Annotated in this window: 11 protein-coding genes; 1 reads left to right on the forward strand and 10 read right to left on the reverse strand. The window is 44.9% G+C overall.

Translation table 11 applies throughout. The annotated features are described in order from the left end of the window. Positions 1 to 12 precede the first annotated feature (12 nt). The 5 genes from ZOBGAL_RS16925 to ZOBGAL_RS16945 all read right to left on the reverse strand — a co-directional run bounded on the left by ZOBGAL_RS16925 (position 13) and on the right by ZOBGAL_RS16945 (position 9,974). A complete protein-coding gene (locus ZOBGAL_RS16925) occupies positions 13 to 897 on the reverse strand; it encodes an alpha/beta hydrolase (protein WP_013994931.1) in 885 nt (294 codons plus the stop codon). A 16-nt stretch (positions 898 to 913) separates the two neighbouring features. Beyond that, a complete protein-coding gene (locus tag ZOBGAL_RS16930) occupies positions 914 to 3,205 on the reverse strand; it encodes an FAD-dependent oxidoreductase (protein ID WP_013994932.1) in 2,292 nt (763 codons plus the stop codon). Positions 3,206 to 3,270: 65 nt separating this feature from the next. Further along, on the reverse strand, positions 3,271 to 4,842 hold the full coding sequence (locus ZOBGAL_RS16935) for a sodium:solute symporter family protein (RefSeq protein ID WP_231854768.1): 1,572 nt from the start codon (positions 4,840 to 4,842) through the stop codon (positions 3,271 to 3,273). A gap of 197 nt (positions 4,843 to 5,039) precedes the next feature. Continuing rightward, on the reverse strand, positions 5,040 to 6,848 hold the full coding sequence (locus ZOBGAL_RS22840; protein ID WP_013994934.1) for a RagB/SusD family nutrient uptake outer membrane protein: 1,809 nt from the start codon (positions 6,846 to 6,848) through the stop codon (positions 5,040 to 5,042). 18 nt (positions 6,849 to 6,866) lie between these two features. Continuing rightward, positions 6,867 to 9,974, reverse strand: coding sequence for a SusC/RagA family TonB-linked outer membrane protein (locus ZOBGAL_RS16945; protein ID WP_013994935.1), 3,108 nt, complete (start codon positions 9,972 to 9,974; stop codon positions 6,867 to 6,869). Between the two features lie 386 nt (positions 9,975 to 10,360). Here ZOBGAL_RS16945 and ZOBGAL_RS16950 point away from each other — a divergent pair, with 386 nt between their 5' ends. Further along, positions 10,361 to 11,377 (forward strand): GntR family transcriptional regulator, encoded by a 1,017-nt coding sequence (locus ZOBGAL_RS16950; protein WP_013994937.1) that lies wholly within the window; start codon positions 10,361 to 10,363, stop codon positions 11,375 to 11,377. Positions 11,378 to 11,385: 8 nt separating this feature from the next. Here the strand turns inward: ZOBGAL_RS16950 and ZOBGAL_RS16955 are convergent, their stop codons facing one another. From ZOBGAL_RS16955 to ZOBGAL_RS16975, 5 genes are all read right to left on the reverse strand, one after another. After that, complete coding sequence (locus ZOBGAL_RS16955) at positions 11,386 to 12,828, reverse strand: carbon starvation CstA family protein (protein WP_013994938.1); 1,443 nt, start codon at positions 12,826 to 12,828, stop codon at positions 11,386 to 11,388. Positions 12,829 to 12,851: 23 nt separating this feature from the next. After that, positions 12,852 to 13,970, reverse strand: a complete 1,119-nt coding sequence (locus ZOBGAL_RS22845; protein WP_013994939.1) for a hypothetical protein — start codon at positions 13,968 to 13,970, stop codon at positions 12,852 to 12,854. Continuing rightward, positions 13,967 to 15,760 (reverse strand): FAD-dependent oxidoreductase, encoded by a 1,794-nt coding sequence (locus tag ZOBGAL_RS16965; protein ID WP_013994940.1) that lies wholly within the window; start codon positions 15,758 to 15,760, stop codon positions 13,967 to 13,969. Before ZOBGAL_RS16965 ends, ZOBGAL_RS22845 begins: the two co-directional genes overlap by 4 nt. Positions 15,761 to 16,003: 243 nt before the next feature. Further along, the gene (locus tag ZOBGAL_RS16970; RefSeq protein WP_013994941.1) at positions 16,004 to 18,919 is read right to left on the reverse strand and encodes a glycoside hydrolase family 2 protein; all 2,916 of its coding nucleotides are present in this window, start codon (positions 18,917 to 18,919) and stop codon (positions 16,004 to 16,006) included. A gap of 35 nt (positions 18,920 to 18,954) precedes the next feature. Continuing rightward, the gene (locus ZOBGAL_RS16975; RefSeq protein WP_013994942.1) at positions 18,955 to 21,216 is read right to left on the reverse strand and encodes a DUF7133 domain-containing protein; all 2,262 of its coding nucleotides are present in this window, start codon (positions 21,214 to 21,216) and stop codon (positions 18,955 to 18,957) included. Positions 21,217 to 21,254 lie beyond the last annotated feature (38 nt).

Genomic DNA, 21,254 nt, shown 5'->3' on the forward strand with positions numbered 1-21,254 from the left:
CATTGTTGTTTTTTAGTTTTTTTCGATTACTTCCGATAGCCATGCCCTTATAATCTTCCGTTCTTTCAATTGGTATAGGGGCCAAGTATTGGTATGGTTTTTAATGGGAATATCCATAAAAGTAAAATTTCCTTGAATTCCTGAGTGGGCAAGGTAATTTTTACTTTTACTTGTTCCATGACCCTCGGCACAAATGAACTGGGGCCTCCCGTTCAGCCGTTTCAGCCGTTCAAGGGCGGAAGCCTTGTCGGAATTGGGGTAGTCCCATGTCTTTAGGCCGTCGTAATGCGAATTGACGATAAAGGCCTTCCAAAGAGGGGAAATTTCATCATCGCGAAGCCCGATATAGTTTACGGCAATGGCTCCTCGTGAAAACCCGGCCAAAACGACCTTGGAAGCATCACCTCCATATTTGTCACAGACCTCTTTGACCGCGTCCATACAGTATTTTTTGCTTGCTTCGATGTCGCCCCACCACCATTTTTGGTTTTCTTGGCCATCAACACTGATAAAGGGCATGCTCACCCAAATGAAATCTTTGCCTTCGCTTAGGCCGTAGCCTAAATTGCAACCGTCTACCTGGCCCGTTGAAAGGTCACCGGCAGCACTTGTATATGGCCCATTGCCCGGATATTCGACAATGACCGGGTATTTTTTGCCCTCTTTATAATTGCTGGGCAGGTAGAGCAAGTGGTAGACTTCGGTGTTTTGGTACGAAGCCAAGGTTTGACGCACCCGCTTACCCGCTTCAGGTGGGCCTTGGGTGATATCAGGAACAAATAGGTCTTGGTCAAAGGAAGCGATATCAGGTAATCGGACAGGGGTATCTTTCTGGGCATCGACTTGCGAAGTACCCAGAATTAGAATGATACAAATTCCAATTACGTTCTTAACCATTTTGTTTTTATAGGGATTAGTTATAAGCTGATATTTTAAATAGGGAAACAGGTATATGCCTTTCTTTTTTGCTAAACTCGAAGACCAATGCATCGGTACTAATTGCTTCGTCCAATTCAATGGTGTTTATGGCCTGGTAATTTCCTTTGACTTCCTTTAAGAGTTTGCCGGAAGCATCCTTGACCGTATAATTGTCCACCACAAAAGGAATGACATCTTCCGGATGTCCCATAAGGGTAGTTTCCAAGGCGTGGTCATAGTCGCAGTCAAAAAAGAGTTTTATGCTTTTTATATTGACTTTATCGTCCCATTTTAAGTGCAGTGTCGGTTTTTTATCTTCTATTTCGGCAACCCAAGCATTGGTGTTTCCGTTAGCGTTGGGCCGAACTTCGCCGTTTTTGATATTATCGGGTTCAAAAATAGGTAGGGCCTTTGCCATTTGAAGGGCTATATTTTTTCCTTTAGGACGGCGTTCGGGGGTCCAAAACTCAAAACTGTCAACATTGATGTCGGCCGGAGGGTCTTGTCTTCCGTAATTGGATACCGCTTTATTTATTTTATTCTCAACAGTCATTAAACCTGTGATACGCTCATCTGAAAGACGGACTTTTACCTTTTCGTTTTTCATTAGGCAGAAGAACGAATAATGATCTTGCTCCTGTGTTTTGGTAGTGGTAAAAGTAATTTTTTGTTTTCCTTTTTGTAAGTCGACTTCCTTTTTATCAATAACCACATCTGGGGTAAAATGGTTAGGGGTCGAACAACTTTTAAGCTGAAGTTCTAGGCTGGTTGCTTCCGAGGCATCTACTTCAATTTCAAAACTATAGGTTTCGTTCGCCTTAAGCGGTAGCATTTGGGCAAGTCCGAACTTTAGGGGGTGCCAGTCGTCGGCTTCCGAAAAACCTTTGAATTTCAAGCTAGAGCTCGCTTCTACATTCGCCTTTGCTACCAAGTCATCGGTGTCGTTCAGGGCGATGCGGGGAATACTTTGTCCGTTTCTGTTCAAGGCCAGTTGCAGCTTTGCAATGTGTTCTTTGGAAGCAATGTCTTTAGGAAGTAAACCTTCTTCTTTACATAGAACTGCGGCTTGACCTACCGCTTGGGCTCCGTGTGCACAGGTGAGCATAACCCTTGAAGAACCAAAGGCCACATGACTGGCACTGATAATCCGGCCCGCAAGGAACAGGTTCTCGATGTTTTTTGAATAGTAGCAACGGTAGGGTATGGAATATACGCCTTTACCATGCCATTGGGTACAAGAGTTGTGTTCGCTATAGATGCCATCGGCGGGATGCAAATCCATGGCCCAACCGCCAAAGGAGACCGCATCGTAATAATCGCGTTGTTCGACAATATCTTTTTGGGTCAGCATAAAGTCGCCTTCAAAACGACGGCTTTCCCGTTTGCCGGGTATGGTGCCTACCCATTCTAACGTTAGGTTGGCCGCTTCGGGAAACTTGCCACTGTTCTTTACATAGTCCCAAATCCCATAAACCACCTTCCACAGTTCAAATTTAATGTCTTCCGATTGATGGACGGTATCGAGGCGTCCGCCGTGCTCTACCCACCACAATTTACAACCATGGTCGCCTAATTGAAAGTTTTTGATACGTGGAAGTTCTTCTGCATTCTTTATGGCAAAGGAGGGAGGCGTATAGCTAATAGGCTTGCCTACATCTTTAGTGTAAAAGTACAGAGAGTGCCCTAAAAGGTTGCCATAATCTTCGATATTCGGTGCGAATCCCTCATCAAACTCCTCTTTGGTCTCCGCCCCCATACGGAACGAGGCTCCGGCCATAAAGGCAACAATACCATCACCGGAAGCATCACAGAAAAGTGGGGCGCTGGCGATATAGGTCGTTGAGTTCTGGCTACAAAAGGCGGTTACGTTCTTTACCAGGTCGTCTTTGCCTTTTTCAACCTCATAGACCGCTGTATTAAGTAGAAGGGTAATATTGTTCTCTTCGTATACCTTTTCAAGCAGTACGGTGTCGAACAACAATGGGTTGCCTTCTTTATTTCGTTTTAGGTTATCCAAAAGGATTTCATTGATCAATCCGCCTTCACGGCTCCATCGGTTGTTGTTGCCCATGTGAGAGGTGGCACCCAGGCTCCACAGCCGAACCTCTGACGAGGCGTTTCCACCAAGTACGGGACGGTCTTGTATAAGAACGACTTTTAGGCCGGATCGTGCCGCGGTTATGGCGGCACAGACACCTGAAAGACCTCCACCGACGACAACAAGGTCGGCCTGTAGTTTTACGGTCTTTGTATTTCTCGTTTGTGGACTATATGCTTCTGAAATCATAAAATGCAATTTGAACTTTAATAATTTGATTTGGTGTGTTAAGGAAAAAATGTAGGTAGAGCCGCTTAGCCTGAAATATTTTGACTCGATTTATAGATAATAAAACTGCCTAACAGTAAGACAAAAAGTCCCATTCCACCTACGAGTACCGCTCCGGTTTCGGCCATGAATGATAGTATTACGATCAATAGACCGGTTAGGGCTACGCCTATACCTATGACCCGTGTGCCTTTTTGGTTTCCGGAAGCGGATTCTTCTTCCGCCTCCAAATTTTTATCGGCAACTTTAAGTTGATAGTTGTCGTAGGCTATGGTCGGTTTTTTCTGTGTACGGGCATATATTTCAAATGCCGCTAAAAGCAGTACGGGAATACCCATGCCAAATCCCATTTCTTGGGCCCTGTCAAACGAAAAATCGAGAAGGCTAGGGGCCAAGAATTTAAAAAAAGCGTTGATGGCCAAAGTGACTACGGTAACGATCAAGGCACTTTTGCCCGTTTGGTATTTACTGAACAAGGCCCACATGGGAGGTAAGAACATGGCACCGCCCGTTATGGCCGCCAAACTCATGACCACTTCTACGATGCCGCCCATATATGGTACCAAGAGGGCGATTATAATTGTCAGTATGCCCAAACCTATGGTTGCCATTCTACCGACTTTGACCAATTGATCGTTGTCGGCATTGGGCCTAAAATGTTTGTAAAGGTCATTGGACAGGACACCTGCCGAGATGTTTAAAGTTGTATTGACCGAACTCGATGTGGCAAAGATCATTCCGCCTAACATTAACCCCAACATTCCTACGGGCAGTACTTCCTTACACATTAAGAGATAGGCCCCTTCGTCGGCCAAGCCGCCCAAATCTGGGTTCAGTACCCTATAGATCATAGGGGGCAACATCCAAACTAACGGACTAACGAGATAGAGTCCGCCGAAAAGCCATCCTACTTTTTTGGCATCTTTTGGGGTGGCCACACTGGTATAGCGTTGTACATAGGCCCAATTGCCCGCAATGAAGAAGAGGTTGTACAATCCAAAGGCAATCATAAAGCCCCATGTGTACTCCTCATTTACCAAATTGAAAAAATTCTCGGGTGCTTGCGAAACAAAGTTCCCTATGCCCCCAATTTTATCAAGTGAAAGCGGTACCACGATTAAAACGGCCGCAGTAAGTACTACAAACTGAAGTACATCGGTAACGATTACGGCCCAAAGGCCGCCAACTGCCGTGTAAATTAAAATTAAGATTCCCAGTACGATTATGCTGGTACTTATGGGGAAACCTGTTGATACCTCTACAATCTTGGCTACGGGATATAAAAATGCACCAGTAGTAAAAATGGATATTAACAGGAACAGATACGTATAAATTTTTTGAGTGCTGTAACCTAAGCGGTCCGTAATGAACTCGGCGGCGGTCAGCGCTTTGGTTTTTTGCCATTTCGGGGCGATGAAAAAACCGATAAGTACACCGGCTATGCACATGGTCGTTTGAATGGTGATAGCTACCCAGCCGCTGGAATAGGCTATGGAGCCCCATACCACAAAGGTACCCGCGGAAAAGAAACTCATAAAGAGAGAAAGTCCGCTCATCCACCAGGGCAGTGCCCCGCCTGCGGCAAAAAATGACTTCATGTTTTTACCGGACTTTGAGAAACTTAGTCCGCATACAAACACGAGTAAAGTAAAAATTAGTATTACCGTAATATCTATGGTGCCCATTCTTGTTTATGAATATACTTTATTATTCTTGTTTATGTAGTGAAAAAATAGGGGATAGACCTAATATCCCCTATTTTCAAAAAAACTAACAAAAACAAAATCAATGAATTTTAATACCCGGGATTTTGGGTTACGACATTCTCGGTAGCATCAATCTCGGCTTGGGGTATGGGCCATAGGTAATGCTTTCCGGGATCGAATGTTCTTTCTTCCAATTCCCTATAATCAAGGTTCCCCAGTTCAACCCTTGGTTGTGAGGGAGCCCCGGTGTAATCGATATAACCGTCATCATCAATATTGGGAACAAAGTCTAAATCCCCTATTTTGCTGAAGCCGTTTGCAGGTCCGCCCAAAACGGTGGTATTTAATACTTTTTCGGCTATTTTCCATCTTCTTATATCGAAGAGGCGTAAACCTTCGTCGGCAAATTCTACCTTGCGTTCCCTTCTGATTATTTTTCTGAGTTCGGCCTGATCGGTAGTCGTTACCTCGGGATATGTAAAGCCACTATTGTTGTAAGCACGTTCACGTACATCGTTGATGGCATTTAATACACTTGCATCTATGGTTCCGGCCTCTATTTTGGCTTCAGCATAGTTCAATAATACTTCGGCGTACCTCATAAGGTAAATGGTCTGTTCCGATTGAAGGGGACTTGGTCCTCCGGTCAATGAACCCAATAACCTAGGGGCGTCAGAGAATTTTTTCCAGAAATAACCCGTAAAGGCCGTAAAGCGGTTGGCTCCTCCGGTTACATACTCGGTACCATCATAGGGATCTATGATTTTTCGTCCTGCCGGGTTGGCCGCATTAGGGTTAAAGACTCTTTCCACCTTTACACCATCTTCTATACGCCAAGTCGCGATACTGTCACTGTGTTGTTGAATGATGTGACCTGTCCATATGTTATTTGGTAGCGCAATCGTAGCCGCCAAACGGGGATCACGGTTTTCAAACGGATTGGCAGGGTCAAAATCAGGATCTTCATCAATGGGAAGTCCGTTTACGGTCTCATAACTATCGACTGTTTGTTGGTTGGGTACCAATTGGCACCATCCACCGAAACGACTTCCTTGTACTTGAGAAAGACTGTGTGTTTTTGTGCCGTTCATGTACGAAAGGTCAAGTAAGACTTCAGCGGAGCCAACACCTGAATCGGTAAATAAGGCTTCGTAGTCGGGGTATAGGCTAGGCGCCTCGGGGGAGTTCATAACCTTGAGTGCAGCCTTTTCGGCCAGTTCATAATCTTCGTTGTAAAGCGCGATACGTGAAATCAGTGCATTGGCGGCATTGCCCGAAGCCCGTCCTCTTTCGTTGGCCGATTGGGTAGGGGGCAAGATCGCGGCAGCTTCCTCTAAGTCAGAAATGATGCTCGCAACGATTTCAGCTTTGGGCGTTCTGGCGATTATTTCAAGATCTTCCAATGAGGTTACCTCTGTCCTAAAGGGAACATCACCATAGAGCTCGGTCAAATAGCTATAGAAGAGGGCTCTTAAGAATAAAGCCTCGGCCTTGATCTGTTCGAAGCGATTGGGGTCTGAAGCGTCTTCGGCCTTGTTCATGTTGGTGAGCAAGTTGTTGGCGCGTTGGATGCCTGTGTAGAAATTGTCCCAGAAACCGTTTACGATTGCCTCGGTAGAAGTAACACCACCGGTAGTGACCGCTACGGTACCTCCGACATTACCCCTGTTGTAGGCATAGTCGGTGGTGTGATCCAATAATTGTGGAAAAGGAACATTTCGCACGTAGTTTAGACTTTCATAGACTCCCGTAAGGGCAACTTCTAGTTGCGCTTCGGTTCTAAAGAAAGTTGCATCCGTAGGACTGCCCGGGTCTTCTAAGTTCAATACGGTGTCTTCACAAGCAGGGAAAACCAGCAAGCTTAGACTTATCAAGATGATATATTTTATATTTTTCATTGTATAGAAATTATGCGATTAGAATGTTACGTTAAGGCCCATTGTGAAAACCTTGGTTACAGGGTAAAAACTACCTTGTGAAAATTGTGGGGTCAATGGGTCTATACCTTCTGGCATATGGTCCCAAGTGGCTAGGTTTTGACCCGACACATAGATTCGAGCGGCAGAAATACTGAACTTGTCGATCAGGTCGTAGGGTAATTTATACCCGAGGGTTACGTTTCTTAACCTTACATAGGAGGCATCGTGCATCCAGGTTTCGTTCACGCGCCAGTTCGGGTGTGAACTTCCTGGGGTCAAGCGGGGGTATTGGGCGTTCGTATTGGAGGGTGTCCAATAGTCGGCTTGCCATTCTTGGATTTTTCCTGCGTTATAAAAGGCCCAACCAGCATCTCCTTCCAAGACCACATCCCTTCCTCCGGCACCTAACAAGGAAACCGAAAGGTCAAGGCCTTTGTAAGCGGAAAATAGCTCAAGTCCCCAGTTTTCAGTAGTAATATTGCTACCTATAATGGTTCGGTCATCATTGGTGATCAAGCCATCTGGAACCCCTTCTGGACCTGAAATATCTGAATATTTGATGTCACCTGCTTGAATGGCCCCAAAACCAGGTGTGGGCAAGGAAGCGTTGAGGTTTCCGTCTACGTCAAAATCACTTTCTTGGTAAAGACCGTCTACCTTTAGGCCGTAGATTGCACCAATTTCTTCCCCAACACGATTAATGGTGTTTCCTGGAGGCAATTGGTCAAGGCCGCCCAAGCTTTTGATCTCGTTATCAAAACCGGAGTAATTGATGTTGATGCCATAGCGAAAGTTTTCGCCGATCATATCGTTCCAACCCAAACTGATGTCGTATCCTGTGTTCCAGACTTCACCCGCATTCTGTACAGGGGCCTCTAAACCAACCGATGTGGGTATGGTAACGCCTAAAAGGATGTCTTTTGTTTTACGAACATAATACTCACCGGTAAAGGATAATTTACTATTGAGAAATTTGGCATCTACACCAATGTTTTGGGTTTCCCCGGTTTCCCATTGCAATTGCGAATTGGCCAAAACCAATTGGGCTCCACCTACGGTAGGTGTACCACCGATAACGGCATTGGCATTACCAAGGCCGAAAAGCGAGGTGTAGGGGAAGTTGACTTCTTCTGCCACGGCCGAACCGTCGGCACCTTGTACGGCATCCCCATTATTGTCGGTCTTGTTGGCCGAAAAGATGAACTGGTTGCCCAATTGTCCCCAAGAAGCCCTGAACTTTAAAAAGTTAATCGTTTCATTATCTTTTAGAAAGTTCTCTTCCGATGCTACCCAGCCCACTGAAAAAGAGGGGAAGGTGGCCGAACGATAACCTTTGGCAAAACGGGAAGAAGCATCTTTTCTAACATTGGCCTCAAATAGATATCTATCCTTATAGGTATAGTTGATCCGTCCGAATAAGGACTCCAATCCGTTAAGGGTTGAACTACCTGAGTTTAATTGCGTATCGGGCAATCCGTTGTCTAAGCCCCTAAATTCATCTAGAACGAATCCTCTCCTGCTAGCGGACCATACTTCCGATTTGAATTTTAGAAATTCATATCCTCCTAAGACAGAGATGTCGTGATCACCAAATTTCTTGCCCCAGTTGGCAACGGCGTTAAAGTTGTCTTGGAACGTAGTGAAAGTTTCTTTAAATAGGGAACTTTCAGACTTACCGGCGCCAAGAGTACTTTGAGCAGGTCCGCCAGAACCTTCGTAATAGGTGTATTTAGCCCTATAATCATCTTGGTCCCTGTCAAAGAATTGAGGGGCATAGGTGGCCGAGATAGAAAAGTTGTTAAAAGGTCTATAGGTCACTTTTGCCAAAGCCCTGAAGTAGTTTGAAATGGTTTCATCCTTTGCGGACGAATTGGCCAAGGCCACAGGGTTACTACCTCCAAAACCAGGACCGTAAGTGCCATCATCGTTATAGGCGATGAACAGGGGCTGAAGGCGGTATGCTGAACGGGTAATGTCTTGAAGACGGGCGGGTTGACTTTTTTGTTCCCTTCTAAAGTTGAGGTCAAAGGCCAAATCTAGCTTTTTGCTTAGGGCATAATCTAGGTTGAACCTACCGTTATATCGTTTAAACTTGAAGTTGGCGATGTTACCGTCTTGGTCGGTAAAAGATATGGAACTGGCCACTTTAAGTTTTTCAGATCCCCCACGAACCGAAAGGCTGTGGTATTGCTGTACGGCGGCCGAATTAAAAAGCAGGTCTACCCAATCGGTGTCGGGCAAGGTTTCGGTACCTACGCCATTACCAGAACGGTATTGGTTGAGTATGTCATCGGAAAAAGCACCAGGTTCTGCAGAGTTAAAAGCTTCCATATAACCAAGTCCATCCAAGAACTTTAAGTTTTGCGCTACGCTCTGTATTCCAACATAGGTATTATAGGAAGTACTTATTTTTCCCTCTTTACCTCTTTTGGTAGTAATAAGGATTACCCCGTTGGCAGCACGTGAACCATATATGGCCGCTGCCGAGGCATCTTTTAAAACGGAAATGGATTCAATGTCACTGGGATCTAATCCGTTGATGTCGTCAGGAATACCATCGACCAAAATCAAGGGGTTGTTTTTGGCGCCATTACCTAAAGTTCCCACCCCGCGAATACGAATGGCAGCACCGTCTGAGCCCGGTTGGCCACTAGATTGGGTAGCTGTAAGACCGGGAACAAGACCTGCCAATGCCTGCGAGGCCTGGGCAACGGGTTGCTTAGCTATTTCCTCGGCCTTTACGGTTTCTACCGATCCGGTAAGGTTGACCGCCTTTTGTGTTCCGTACCCTACTACGACCACCTCATCGAGTTGTGAGGCTTCTTCTGCCATGGTTATGTTTAAGGTTGTTTCACTGTTAACGGTTTTTTCAACGGTTCCATAACCGATTGAGCTGAAAACAAGGGTTGCCCCTTCTTGGGTTTCAATGCTAAAGTTTCCGTCGAAGTCGGCAACAACTCCGTTGGTCGTTCCCTTTTCAACAATGTTGGCAGCGGGTATAGGGATACCCTGTTCATCGCTTACGGTACCTGAGACCGTAATTTGTGCCGATATTTCGCAAAGCGCGAATATCGATAGGAGAAAAAATAAGACCGCTTTTTTCATAAGCTTTAGTTTTAGTTGAGAGGTGAATAGTGAGTTATATAGGGTCGACCGTACTAGATTACAAGTCTAGTCTGGTCTAGTCCGTTAACAAATAAATAACATTAATCTAAGTTTGCCAAATATTTTTTTGTGAAATATGGATTTTAAGGGTCTTACAATTGTAAAACTCTCATATTAAATAGGTTTAATAAGATTTTTCCTTATTGTTTTGTCTTAAATGAGAGATGTGTGAAGGGAGTGATTTGAAGTAGGATGTGCCGTTTTAATCTTGATTTTTTGAAAATAGATTGTATTTTTCAGGAAAATTCAAAGACATACCAATACGGACTAGGGCATTTTTAGTTTTAGTATTTTTGTCGTCATTCCGTTCCACCAAGAAACAATAAATGGTAAAACTTAGTATCGAAAAGAACTCGAAGAAGCCCAAATATCTTTTACTTGCCGATAGTATTACGTCACAGATCGAACAGAAGCAGTTGGTACTGGACGAAAGGTTGCCATCGGTGAACAAGCTCTCGGCGCATTTTAATTTCAGTCGGGAAACGGTTTTTAAGGCATTGAACCATTTGAGTGAAAAGGGAATCGTTAGGGCGGTCGACAAAATCGGTTATTTTGTGAACGATCTTTCGGTAGAGACCGAGTACAAGGTGTTTTTTATGCTCGATAAGTTTACGCCTTTTAAGGAAGATCTTTATAACTCATTGATTTCGAGTTTAGGAGATAAGGTCAAAGTGCGTCTGTATTTTCACCATCAGAATATTGAGATATTTGCTCCGTTAATTCTGGATAACTTAAAGAATTACACCCATTTTGTAATAACCACCTATATCAAGGATTCTAAATCCGTTCAAAAGGTGTTGAACAAGATACCGCCGGAAAAGTTGATCATTCTTGATAAATATGAACCTAATGTCAACAATGGATGCGGCATGGTCTTTCAAGATTTTGAAAACGATATTTTCAATCTATTGGAGGAACATATCGAATTGGTCAATAAATATCAAAGATTGGTCCTTTTCAACCGCAGGAATGCACCCCATGGTGATTTTGTCCAAAAAGGTTTTGAGCGGTTCTGTTCGGAACACCAATTTAAAGGCGATGTATACGATGATTTTTCTCCTGATTATTTTGAAAAGGGAAGTCTGTATATTACCATTGATGCCTATGACCGTGATATGGTAGAGATCATAAAACTGGCGCGTAAATCGAACTGGAAGCTTGGCAAGGAAATCGGACTCATAAGTTATAACGACACTAGCACCAAGGAGATTTTAGATGGAGGTATTTCGGTAATCAGCACCGACTTCAAGAAAATGGGCGAGGAGGCCGCCAAAATGATATTGGAGGGGCGAAGGGAGCGAAAGGGCAATGAAACCAAATTGATTTTAAGAAGCTCGCTCTAACATTCCGATTACATCAGCTGCGCAAATACTTTCTTGCGCTGAACGGCATAATACCAAAAAAGCAGCGAGATTATTAAGGTAAGGATACCGCCTCCCATATAGGCCAAGTCATTGTCCAATTGAAAGCCTTCCGGGGCGATAAGAATGTAGGTGGTGCATACCATCGTCATAAAAAGGGCAGGTATAAGGGTAATCCAAAACATCTTTTGTTCGTAGATCAAGTAGGCGGTAATCGTCCATAGGACAACCGTGGCCAAGGTTTGGTTGCTCCAGGCAAAATACCTCCATATTATTCCGAAATCGATTTGGGTAAGGGCAAAAGCGATGATGAAAAGAGGGACACTGATATAGAGCCTGTTCTTGATTTTCTTTTGGTCGTTCTTGAAAATGTCGGATAAAATCAGCCTTGCCGAGCGAAAAGCGGTATCACCAGATGTAATAGGGGCCGCTACAATACCCAATAAGGCCAAAATGCCGCCTACATGCCCCAACATATTCAGCGATATTTCATTGGCCGCCCAAGCTGCGTTATTCCCGTTGGCCAACATGGCTTCATTGAGTCCGCCTACATTTCCGAAAAAAGTCATGGCCGCCGCCGCCCATATAAGGGCCACTACGCCTTCGGTAATCATCGTACCAAAAAAGATTTTTCGGCCCAATCTCTCGTTTTGCATACAACGTGCCATGAGTGGCGACTGGGTCGCGTGAAAGCCTGATATGGCTCCACAGGCTATGGTTACGAAAAGTATGGGAAAAAGTGGGGTTGCTTTGGGGTCGGTGGTCATGTTCCTTAAGTTGGCAGGCGTCAGTTCTGGAATCTGGTAATCGCCGAAAAATAGGGCAATGAGCAAACCCAAGGCCATTAAAAGCATGGCAATACCAAAAACGGGATAAAGTTTGCCTATCATTTTATCAATCGGCAGCAGGGTAGATAAAATGTAATAGGCGAGAATTATTCCTACCCAAACCCAAAGGTTCCACATATTACCGGTCATGCCGTCTATGATTTTTGCCGGCCCCATCAGAAAAACGGTACCTACAAAAATCAAGAGTATCACCGTGAAGAACCGCATGATATGTTTCATTTTAGGTCCTAAGTAAATTCCAACGATTTCACTTATGCTTAATCCATTATGGCGAACGGAGAGCATGCCCGAAAAATAATCGTGGACGGCTCCTGCGAAAATACTTCCCAGTACGATCCACAGAAAGGCGGCAGGACCGAACATGGCTCCTGCAATGGCCCCGAAAATGGGGCCTAGGCCCGCGATATTTAAAAATTGGATAAGAAATATGCGCCAAGCGGGCAGGGGCATAAAATCAATATCGTCACGTAAGCGTATTGCCGGGGTTTCCCTTTTTGTATCGATACCAAAGATGTTTTCCACCAATTTTCCATAGGTGTAATATCCGATAACCAACACAGCAATAGCAATAACGAACGATATCATAAAGTAAGGGTTTAAAGGGGCAACTAGCTGTAATCTTCTAAAAATTGAACAACAATATAGGCATTCTTCTCTTTAGATGAAGCGGCAAAGCGCCGTAGGTTTTCCAATATTTCGGCAGATAATGACTTTTTATCTTCCAAATGCGATAGAAACTTGAGAAGCTGGTTTTTGGTCAATACACCCAATTGTGTCGAAATCGCGGTTACCGTAGCCTCCGAAGCGGTATCGATATGCTTCAGGAGTAGACTTCGGGTATTGATGTCAATATGCGGTAGGGCATCCCAAAAGGGCTGCATGGTCGATGGCGATTGGGTAAACATATCGGCCAGGTTTTTAATGATGAAGGACCGGACCAGAGGAATTCCCGATTTAAAAAGCTCCGAAATTCTAGGGAAATTGGCCTTGTATTGATTCTGGTCAAGGTTTTCCAAGGCATACATTTGGTAATTGGTATGTGTACTGTTGAGCATACGAAGCAACATATCTTCATTTTGTTGCCCAAGCGTATATGCTTTTAGCTCTTCCTTGATTTTACCATGGACCAAGTGCCAGGCCACATAACAGGAGTAGAGTGCGCCCGACACAACGGATTCTTTCACCTCTTTTACCGTTGCTCCCGACAAGGCATCGACACCTTCTATTTTAGAGGGCTTCGGTTTGGTGACCAGTTCATCGATGGCCCTTCTCTTTAAAATGGAATTATGGTCTTGAAGCAATTCGTGTAGCTTCCAGTAATCGGTGAATAAAAACTCGTCATGGTCGTGTTTGGTCAATGGCTCTTCAACAGAGCGGTCAAATCCGGCATAATCGCCCAAGAGCGTCCAGTATAAGGTAATATGCATCAGTTTACAGTCGCCATCGGCACAAACGGGAGTAACAATATTGGAGGAATACAGTACGGGCGCGCGGTCTTTGTTACGCAGTATGTTTATTTTTTGGGCCCCGACCGAATCTACCATTATGGTCATAGGCGTTTCCGCGATATCAAGCACGGAGCCTTCTTCCCAGTTTAAGACGAAGAACTCCGGACTGGTATCCAGGGTTGTTCTTTTGGAATTATTGGGAAATGCGATAGCCGACCCGAATTGCGCTTCACAAAGATGGGATACAAGCAAGAGGAAGACTATGGCAATCTGTCTCATTTTTTAGAGGTGGGAATTTTTTCGTATTTCTGCTCCTCGATCAAATTCAGGTATTCGTCTAAATAGCCGGTGTATATATCACGGGGCATAACCTCGTATTTTTTACATAGGGAAGCCGCATAGCCTACGGCCGCACCCATCTGTCCCGTGGTAAGCATAACCCTCGGTCCGCCGAGTCCCGCATGCGAACAACTGAAGTTACGCCCGGCCATAAACAGGTTCTTGATGTTTTTTGAATACAGGCTTCGGTAAGGAATGTAGTATTGTGGTCCTCTATAAAAAAGGGCTTCGGAAATGAAATCTGGATTTTTCTCGTCTTCCAAGACCGTTTGGTAATGCACGTCTACCGCTCGTTTTTCGATAACTACACCATCGGGAAATTTGCGTCCTTCCTTGGCATCGTTAAACGTAAAGATATGATCGCCCACCAATCGTCTTGATTCGCGCTTACCGACCAAATAAGAAACCCATTCCAGCCTTCGGTTTTTGTTGACCTCGTCTTTTTTGGCGTTGGAAAACGAACCATATATGGCACGAAGCATATGGTCGCGTATTTCTTCGGCGTCGTCAATTTGGCTTAGGTCGTTTCGGCTAAACTCCCACTGCCATTCGCCATTGACCTCGGCATAGTCTTTTGCGACCGGCATGGCCCAAGGTACTTCAGGAAAGCTCTGGGGCGTATCGGTGTCGGTAGACCCCCAAAGTACGGAAGAACCCATGACGGCGTTATCGGCTTCCTTCGGGCTCCATAGTTCGCCATGTTCTTCCCAGTGTTCTCCGTAGGTATCGACACTTTCCCGACCGTACGAGAATTCGGCACCTGCCCAGAAACCGATCCAACCATCACCGGTAGAATCGACAAAATAGGGGGCCGTAAACCGTTTTCTTTCCCCTGTAAAGGTTTGTCTGGCATCTACGTATTTGATACTGTTATCTTCGGAAATGGCATCATAGGCACGCCAGTTCAGAAATAAGTCGATGTTCTCGTAACTCTTAACGTTTTGATCTCTTTTTTGTTGGTCGAACTTGGCCTCGGCCGATCCATTAGGATAATGTTTGGTATCAATTTTTGTTAGGATGCGCTCAAAATTACCATAAATGCCCTCGGTGTGTACCCGAATTTCTTCACTGGCATTCCCGCCTAAGACGGGCCGGTCATGAATTAAGGCAACCTTCAGTCCTTGTTCGGCTCCTGCTATGGCTGCCGCACAACCTGCCAGTCCGCCACCGACAACTACCAGGTCATAGGTTTTTAAGTCTTCGGGGGCATTGGGTTCGGCGGTAATTTCTTGACGCCAAGCGGTCAATTTTTTTAAGGAAGAGGGGGGCGTGGTTTTTTTTGTCGAAAAATAGATGGCATCGCAACGCCCGTTAAAGCCCGTAAGGTCTTGCAGTTCAATGTGAGTGGCTTGTTTTTTATTGATTTTGGCCTGTCCGGCGTACTGCCATCCCCAACCGGAGCGGGTTCCTAAAACCGTGTCGAGCACGGTTTGGTTTACCTTTAATTGAAATCTTCCGGGGGCTTCCCATTCGCCGGGAACCCAGTTCATGGTACGTACCCAAATATGATAGGTGCCCGATTTTTTAAAATTAACCTTTGTAGATGCATTTTCTACAGGTTTGCCCATGCCGTGCGCATTGAGATAAGGCGAGCCCATTTGCTCCACGAATTGTGGATCTACGACCCAACCGCCAGGGTTGTCAAAACTCTCTGCTTCAACAAGCATATCTTGTGATAAGACATAAAACGAGCTGAAAATTATACATAAAAAGGTCAATACATTTCTCATAGTGGGAATATTAAATCAGGTACGGAACTATCTTTTTTGTAAATCTAGTACGGTCTGGTATGGTTTCGGTAAATATATAAAATTATTTTTAATATAAATATCGGGGGTATAATAAGTGATGTTAATAGGTTTTGTAGGAGGAATTTATGGATTTGATAGTTTGGGGAAAGGGAAGCTATAGATTTAAAAAAAAATCCCCTCGGCATAACCGAAGGGATTTTTAGAAGGTTCAAAGGTGATTTTTTAATGCCACTCGCTCAAAATAAAACTATTGAGCCAAACCGCTTTTTCGTCGGAGCCTTTGAAAACAAGGATCACCTTGTTTTTTCCATCCGATTCAAAATAGATTTCAGTAGGTTGAAACGGTGTGGTCTGCATATTTTCTCCTTCAGTAACCGTAATGTTCGGTAGGGTAGAGGTACCGTTCGCATCGCTAAGCGTAATACCGATTTCTCTGGCATAGGGAATCTTATAGATTTTATAAGTGGCCATTTTTTCTTGATTGGGGTCCATACTATCGGTATTGGTCCTTGGGGCATGATGCACCGTATTCAATTTGTACCTTCCTTTTCTTAGACCTGAAAATTCTAGGCTGAGTCCTTCTTTAGATATGCCCAAGACACCTTCGCCATGTGCAAAACCGTACTTTCCGATAACATTTATTTCGCCTAACCAACGGGTCGAACTGGCATGGCCCTTACTTTGAACCGTAGCGGAAAAACCTCCGAATTCTTTGAACTCTTTGGTTGATGGGGCGTTGTCTTTCCCGTTCCAGGGCGTCCAATCGAACTGTACCAATTGTTCTTCGCCACCCAAATCCACTCTAAGTGTTTCAAAGTCGTAAATAGGTTTTGCATTAGTCGCGATGACATCAAAATTTGCTTTTTGGGTAGTTACCCTTGCACTAGCTGATTTTAGGCCTTTTGCCTTGGCCGTTATGCTTATGTTTCCAGGAGTGTTACCGGCCCGTATCAATACAGGTGCCACACCGTACTCCGTAGGCATGGGGTTGGAACCTATGCCTTCTTTGTCGCCAATAATCTCCGCATCGCCCTTAACCGAAAATGCGATATTCATCTCGGCATCTTGTAAAAGGGTTCCGTTCTTATCGACCACTTTGGCGTAGGCTACAAGGATATCGGAACCATCGGCAACAAATTTTCGTCCTTCGGTATCGGGCTCGAGTACGATTTTATAAGCGGATTCGGGGGTCTGGGTAGTTTCCGAAACCACTACTTTTCCTTCGATCAGACCATTTGCGGTGAGTTTTCCTTTTTCGTATTCGGGAATGGAAAAAACGAACGGGGCATGTTTGAGGTATTTGTACTTATCGGCTTTGGAAGGATGCTGTGTGGCTATGGTCTTACCGTTCACTTTTAATTCTACTTCTTCAGAATTGCTGAAGACTACGACTTCCTTGGTGCCTTCTTTCCAATCGGTGGCGATATGTAGATAGGGGTAGTCGGTAAGTTCGGCGGGGTACCAGGCCAAGTTTTCCTCGGGTCTTGGATAACGAAAAGCGGTCATAAAGCCACCGCGACTTCTGTTTTTTGGGGTTTTGGTAGGATGAAAGGTGTAATAGGCGTGGGCCGTCCACGAAATGAGTCCCAGTTTCATAGGGTCGTTCATATATGCATTGACGGCTTCGGGGCCACGACGGCCTTCCATGGCCAGAACGGGTTCATCGCCACTCCAATAATAGGGGCCATAAACCATTTGTCCATAAATATCGGTCAGGCCGGAAGTTTGCCAACCCGTCCACCGGCTACTTTGCGAAGCGGTATATCTGAACGGATCCTCCTGTTTGATGACGTTATGGGCCCTAGGCACATAGCCCCTATGGTTGATACCCGCTCCCCAAATAAATACAGAGGTATGGTTTCTATGGTTCCTGACCATGGTTCTAGCCGCTTTTTCATAATTGTCGAACCACGCTTCGTTACCGATTAACATCCATGTCGGGGCTTCTTCATATACCAACATACCGAGTTCGTCGCAGGCCTCGAGCAAAGAGTTGTCATGTGGGTAATGGGCGGTACGAATTACGTTCATGCCTAATTTCTTCAATTGAAGAATATCTTTATAATGTAAAGAATTGGGCATGGCATCACCTATAAAGCCATAGTGTTGGTGCAAATTGGTGCCAATGAGTTTTATGGGCTTTCCATTAAGGACGACACCGTCGTGGTTGTTCATTTCAATTTTACGAAAGCCTGTTTTAACTTCGGCTTGATCTACGGCCTGATCATCGTCAAAAACCAAAGTATGTACACGGTACAAATTAGGTTCGTCGGTAGACCATAGTTTTAAATTGTCTTCTATACTTCCGATAAGATTAAACTGAACGTCCGTTCCGCTAGGGATCGTTTTGGTCTGCTTCAACTTTAATACAACCAGTCCGTTGTCATCTATAATCCTGTTTACTACCGTGGTCTTTTTAGATTGGCCACTTTCATTACGGACCGTTGTTTTGATATTGATCGTAGCATTTAGGTTTACCGGATCTACGGTCGGGGTGGTAATATACTGGCCGGCATTTTCGGCTTCCCAGTTAAAGGTAATGTGCAAGGGATTGGTCTCGACCAAATATACATCGCGGTATAGGCCGGCAAACTTGATATAGTCCATAGGCCCTGGATCAGGTGGAACGTCTTCGCGTCTACGGTTATCGGCCAGAACCGTAACTAGGTTTTTTTTCCCTCGATTTACAAAATCGGTAATATCAAAGTGGAAAGGGGTGTAGCCTCCAACGGCATGCTGACCGATGTGTTTGCCATTGACCCAAACATCCGTTACTTGGTGAACGCCTTCAAACTCAAGAAAAACTTTGGTGTTCGCATTTTCCGAAACCTGAACCTCTTTTCGGTACCATCCTACTTTTCGCATAAAGGTTTTTTGGTACTTATCATCTTGGGCGCCGTTCAGGTCCATCGTAGTCAGTTCCAATCCGTGGGGAACGTTGACCGTCTCCCATTTCGAATCATCCGTATCCAATGTATAGAAATCGGCGTCGGGATCGCCCAAATGGAACTTCCAACCTTGGTTAATATTAAGTTTACTACGGTCCGTTTTTATAAAACCTTCTGGCAAGTTTGCATTTTGGCTCCAAGCCGCTACGGATAAAAATAGCGCACAGAGCATTATTTTAAATGTTTTCATACTATAACGATCTAAGTGTTTTGAATTAAAAGATCTTACTTCTCTTTTTCCAGTTCTTCGATCGTCCAATAGTCTTCACGATCTTTTTGACTGTTCCGAACGTTTCTAACCTGCCATGCGCCAATACCCTTCGAATCGTTTAAGTGCATTCTGATATAGGTCAATACACTGGCGATGTAGTCATCGTCTTGTTGTTTCATGCCGACCATAACCCCTGAGTACTCCTTGCCGTCAATAGGACCTGTTAGTCCGTTTAGAAGAATTTTTACCGGGATATCCCATTTTTTTGCGGTTACCCTAGGGGAGCCGATCAATGAAGGGGCCATACCTTCAATTCCTTCGCCGTTTTTGCCATGACAAGAGGCACATAGGTTTTTGAAATGGGTATATCCGTTAACAATTCTATTTCGGGTATTGCTACTCTCTAGAACGTATTGCCTTTTGATCTGTTCGATTTCCCGGGGAATCTCTTTTAGGCTTTCCTTACCGATAACCGCTATAACCTCATTGCTTGGGTGGTTGGCCATAATTTCGGAAATGGTTTCTTTGCCCGCCTTGTCCTTGGCCGACCTTAGGGAGAGTACCACTTGCTGTAACACCTCGGGTTCGTTGTCATTTTTCAGGGCTTTTACAGCCTCAAGAACGCTTGAATCTCCAGCAGCCAACAAGGGCTCTCCTACGCGTAAGGCCGCCATGCGTACGCGGGCGTCCTTATCTTGTAGCGCGGTCAATACAAGGGCTTTGTCAATGGCATCGAGGCCCTCTAATGTCCAGATGGCGTGGAGCCTGCCCAAGGCATAGTCGGCATTCCCGAACATAGAACCGATAAAGGGTTCGCCTCCGGTAACTATATCCTTTAAATCGGAAACGATAGCCTTGTCTTGTTTGAGTACCAATAGCTTTTGGGCGGTTAGCCGGTACCAGCCGTTCGGATGGTGTAAATAGTCTAATAGTGCATCACTGGATTTGTGTAATAGGTCTTCTTGTTTTGAAGGGGCGATTTGGTCGTGGACCACTCTGTAGATCCGTCCTTTTCCTATGTTCTTGTCAAAGCCTTTTCGTTCTACCACGGGACGTAGAAAGCTACCTTTTCTGACCCAGTTGCCTTCTTGTATGATACCTCGGTACATATCTACCACATACAGGCAGCCATCAGGGCCGGTCTGGGTATCCACAGGTCTAAAGTTGGTGTCGGTAGATGCCAGGAATTCGGTTTCACCATAAGGGTTTGACAATACTTTTTTACCGTTTACGATATTGACTTTGGCCCTGCGGATCAAGCGTCCGACAGGTTCAGGAATGAAGAGGTCGCCGTACATGGGGAGTTTGTCGCCCAAGAAAATCGACTGTCCGCAGCTAGCCGTAAAATGGTTCAATGTACCATCTTCGCGCAAGCGGCCAAAACCACCCTGAACGTCAGGTGTTCCGATAATGGGCCATACTTTTTCAAAACCTTCTTCCCATTTTCCTTCCATTTCCAAATTGCCGTAATAGGGGTGTTGTTGATAGCCCAAGGCGGGAGTCTCGCCTCCTGCGCTGGAATAATAGATTTGGCCGATTTCATCCTGTGTCATACCCCATTGTCCGGAGGGGGCATCCATGAGGGTGTCGATTTCCATTTCACCTTTGGCAAAACGGTATCGTAGGGAACCGTTGGATAGATAAAGATAATTGTCTAAGCCCCATATCATGGTGGCGGACTGATGTTCTAAGTTGGCGTTGTCGCGTTTGTCATTTTTAAGGATGAGTTTTTTTTCATCGGCCACGTTATCGCCATCGGTATCACGGTAGGTGTATAGGCTACGATTGTAGGTTTCCCCGATAATGACACGGTCATCGAGCGGAAGCAGTATTCGAGGCAGGATCAAGCTATCTACGAATACGGTACTTTTGTCCATTTTTCCATCGCCATCGAGGTCTTCTAAAACCGAGACCCGGCTCCATGGCTCGTTTTCATCGGTACCGTCTATATCTTGCATATAGGTCAACATTTCGGCCACATAGAGTTTGCCATCGGGGCCCCAAGCAATAGTAACCGGTTCGTTGATCATGGGTTCACTGGCTACGAGTTCCATATGGTAGCCTTCGGGAAGGTACATGTTCTTCATGCTTTCTTCGGGAGACATAAAAGTCGAAGGGGGATCTTTTACCAATTCGGGTTTGGTGTAAATAAGGTCTGTATAGACCGGCTTTTCTTTTTTACAGTTGCTAAGCGTCATCATGATGGCGGGTAGCAGTAAAAATAAATTACCTCTTTTTAGGAGACTTCTTTTAAGGTGGTAGATGGTTTGATACATATTTGTTGTTTATGAGTGTATTTAATTTTTATAAAGGT

Source organism: Zobellia galactanivorans, from assembly GCF_000973105.1.
In the GTDB taxonomy this organism is placed as follows: domain Bacteria; phylum Bacteroidota; class Bacteroidia; order Flavobacteriales; family Flavobacteriaceae; genus Zobellia; species Zobellia galactanivorans.

Bases quoted from the DNA above. Each gene is read 5' to 3' on its own strand.
- ZOBGAL_RS16945 (WP_013994935.1), bottom strand. From the start codon at position 9,974: ATGAAAAAAGCGGTCTTATTTTTTCTCCTATCGATATTCGCGCTTTGC.
- ZOBGAL_RS16955 (WP_013994938.1), bottom strand. From the start codon at position 12,828: ATGATATCGTTCGTTATTGCTATTGCTGTGTTGGTTATCGGATATTAC.
- ZOBGAL_RS16950 (WP_013994937.1), top strand. From the start codon at position 10,361: ATGGTAAAACTTAGTATCGAAAAGAACTCGAAGAAGCCCAAATATCTT.
- ZOBGAL_RS16970 (WP_013994941.1), bottom strand. From the start codon at position 18,919: ATGAAAACATTTAAAATAATGCTCTGTGCGCTATTTTTATCCGTAGCG.
- ZOBGAL_RS16975 (WP_013994942.1), bottom strand. From the start codon at position 21,216: ATGTATCAAACCATCTACCACCTTAAAAGAAGTCTCCTAAAAAGAGGT.
- ZOBGAL_RS16965 (WP_013994940.1), bottom strand. From the start codon at position 15,760: ATGAGAAATGTATTGACCTTTTTATGTATAATTTTCAGCTCGTTTTAT.
- ZOBGAL_RS22840 (WP_013994934.1), bottom strand. From the start codon at position 6,848: ATGAAAAATATAAAATATATCATCTTGATAAGTCTAAGCTTGCTGGTT.
- ZOBGAL_RS22845 (WP_013994939.1), bottom strand. From the start codon at position 13,970: ATGAGACAGATTGCCATAGTCTTCCTCTTGCTTGTATCCCATCTTTGT.
- ZOBGAL_RS16925 (WP_013994931.1), bottom strand. From the start codon at position 897: ATGGTTAAGAACGTAATTGGAATTTGTATCATTCTAATTCTGGGTACT.
- ZOBGAL_RS16935 (WP_231854768.1), bottom strand. From the start codon at position 4,842: ATGAAGTCATTTTTTGCCGCAGGCGGGGCACTGCCCTGGTGGATGAGC.
- ZOBGAL_RS16930 (WP_013994932.1), bottom strand. From the start codon at position 3,205: ATGATTTCAGAAGCATATAGTCCACAAACGAGAAATACAAAGACCGTA.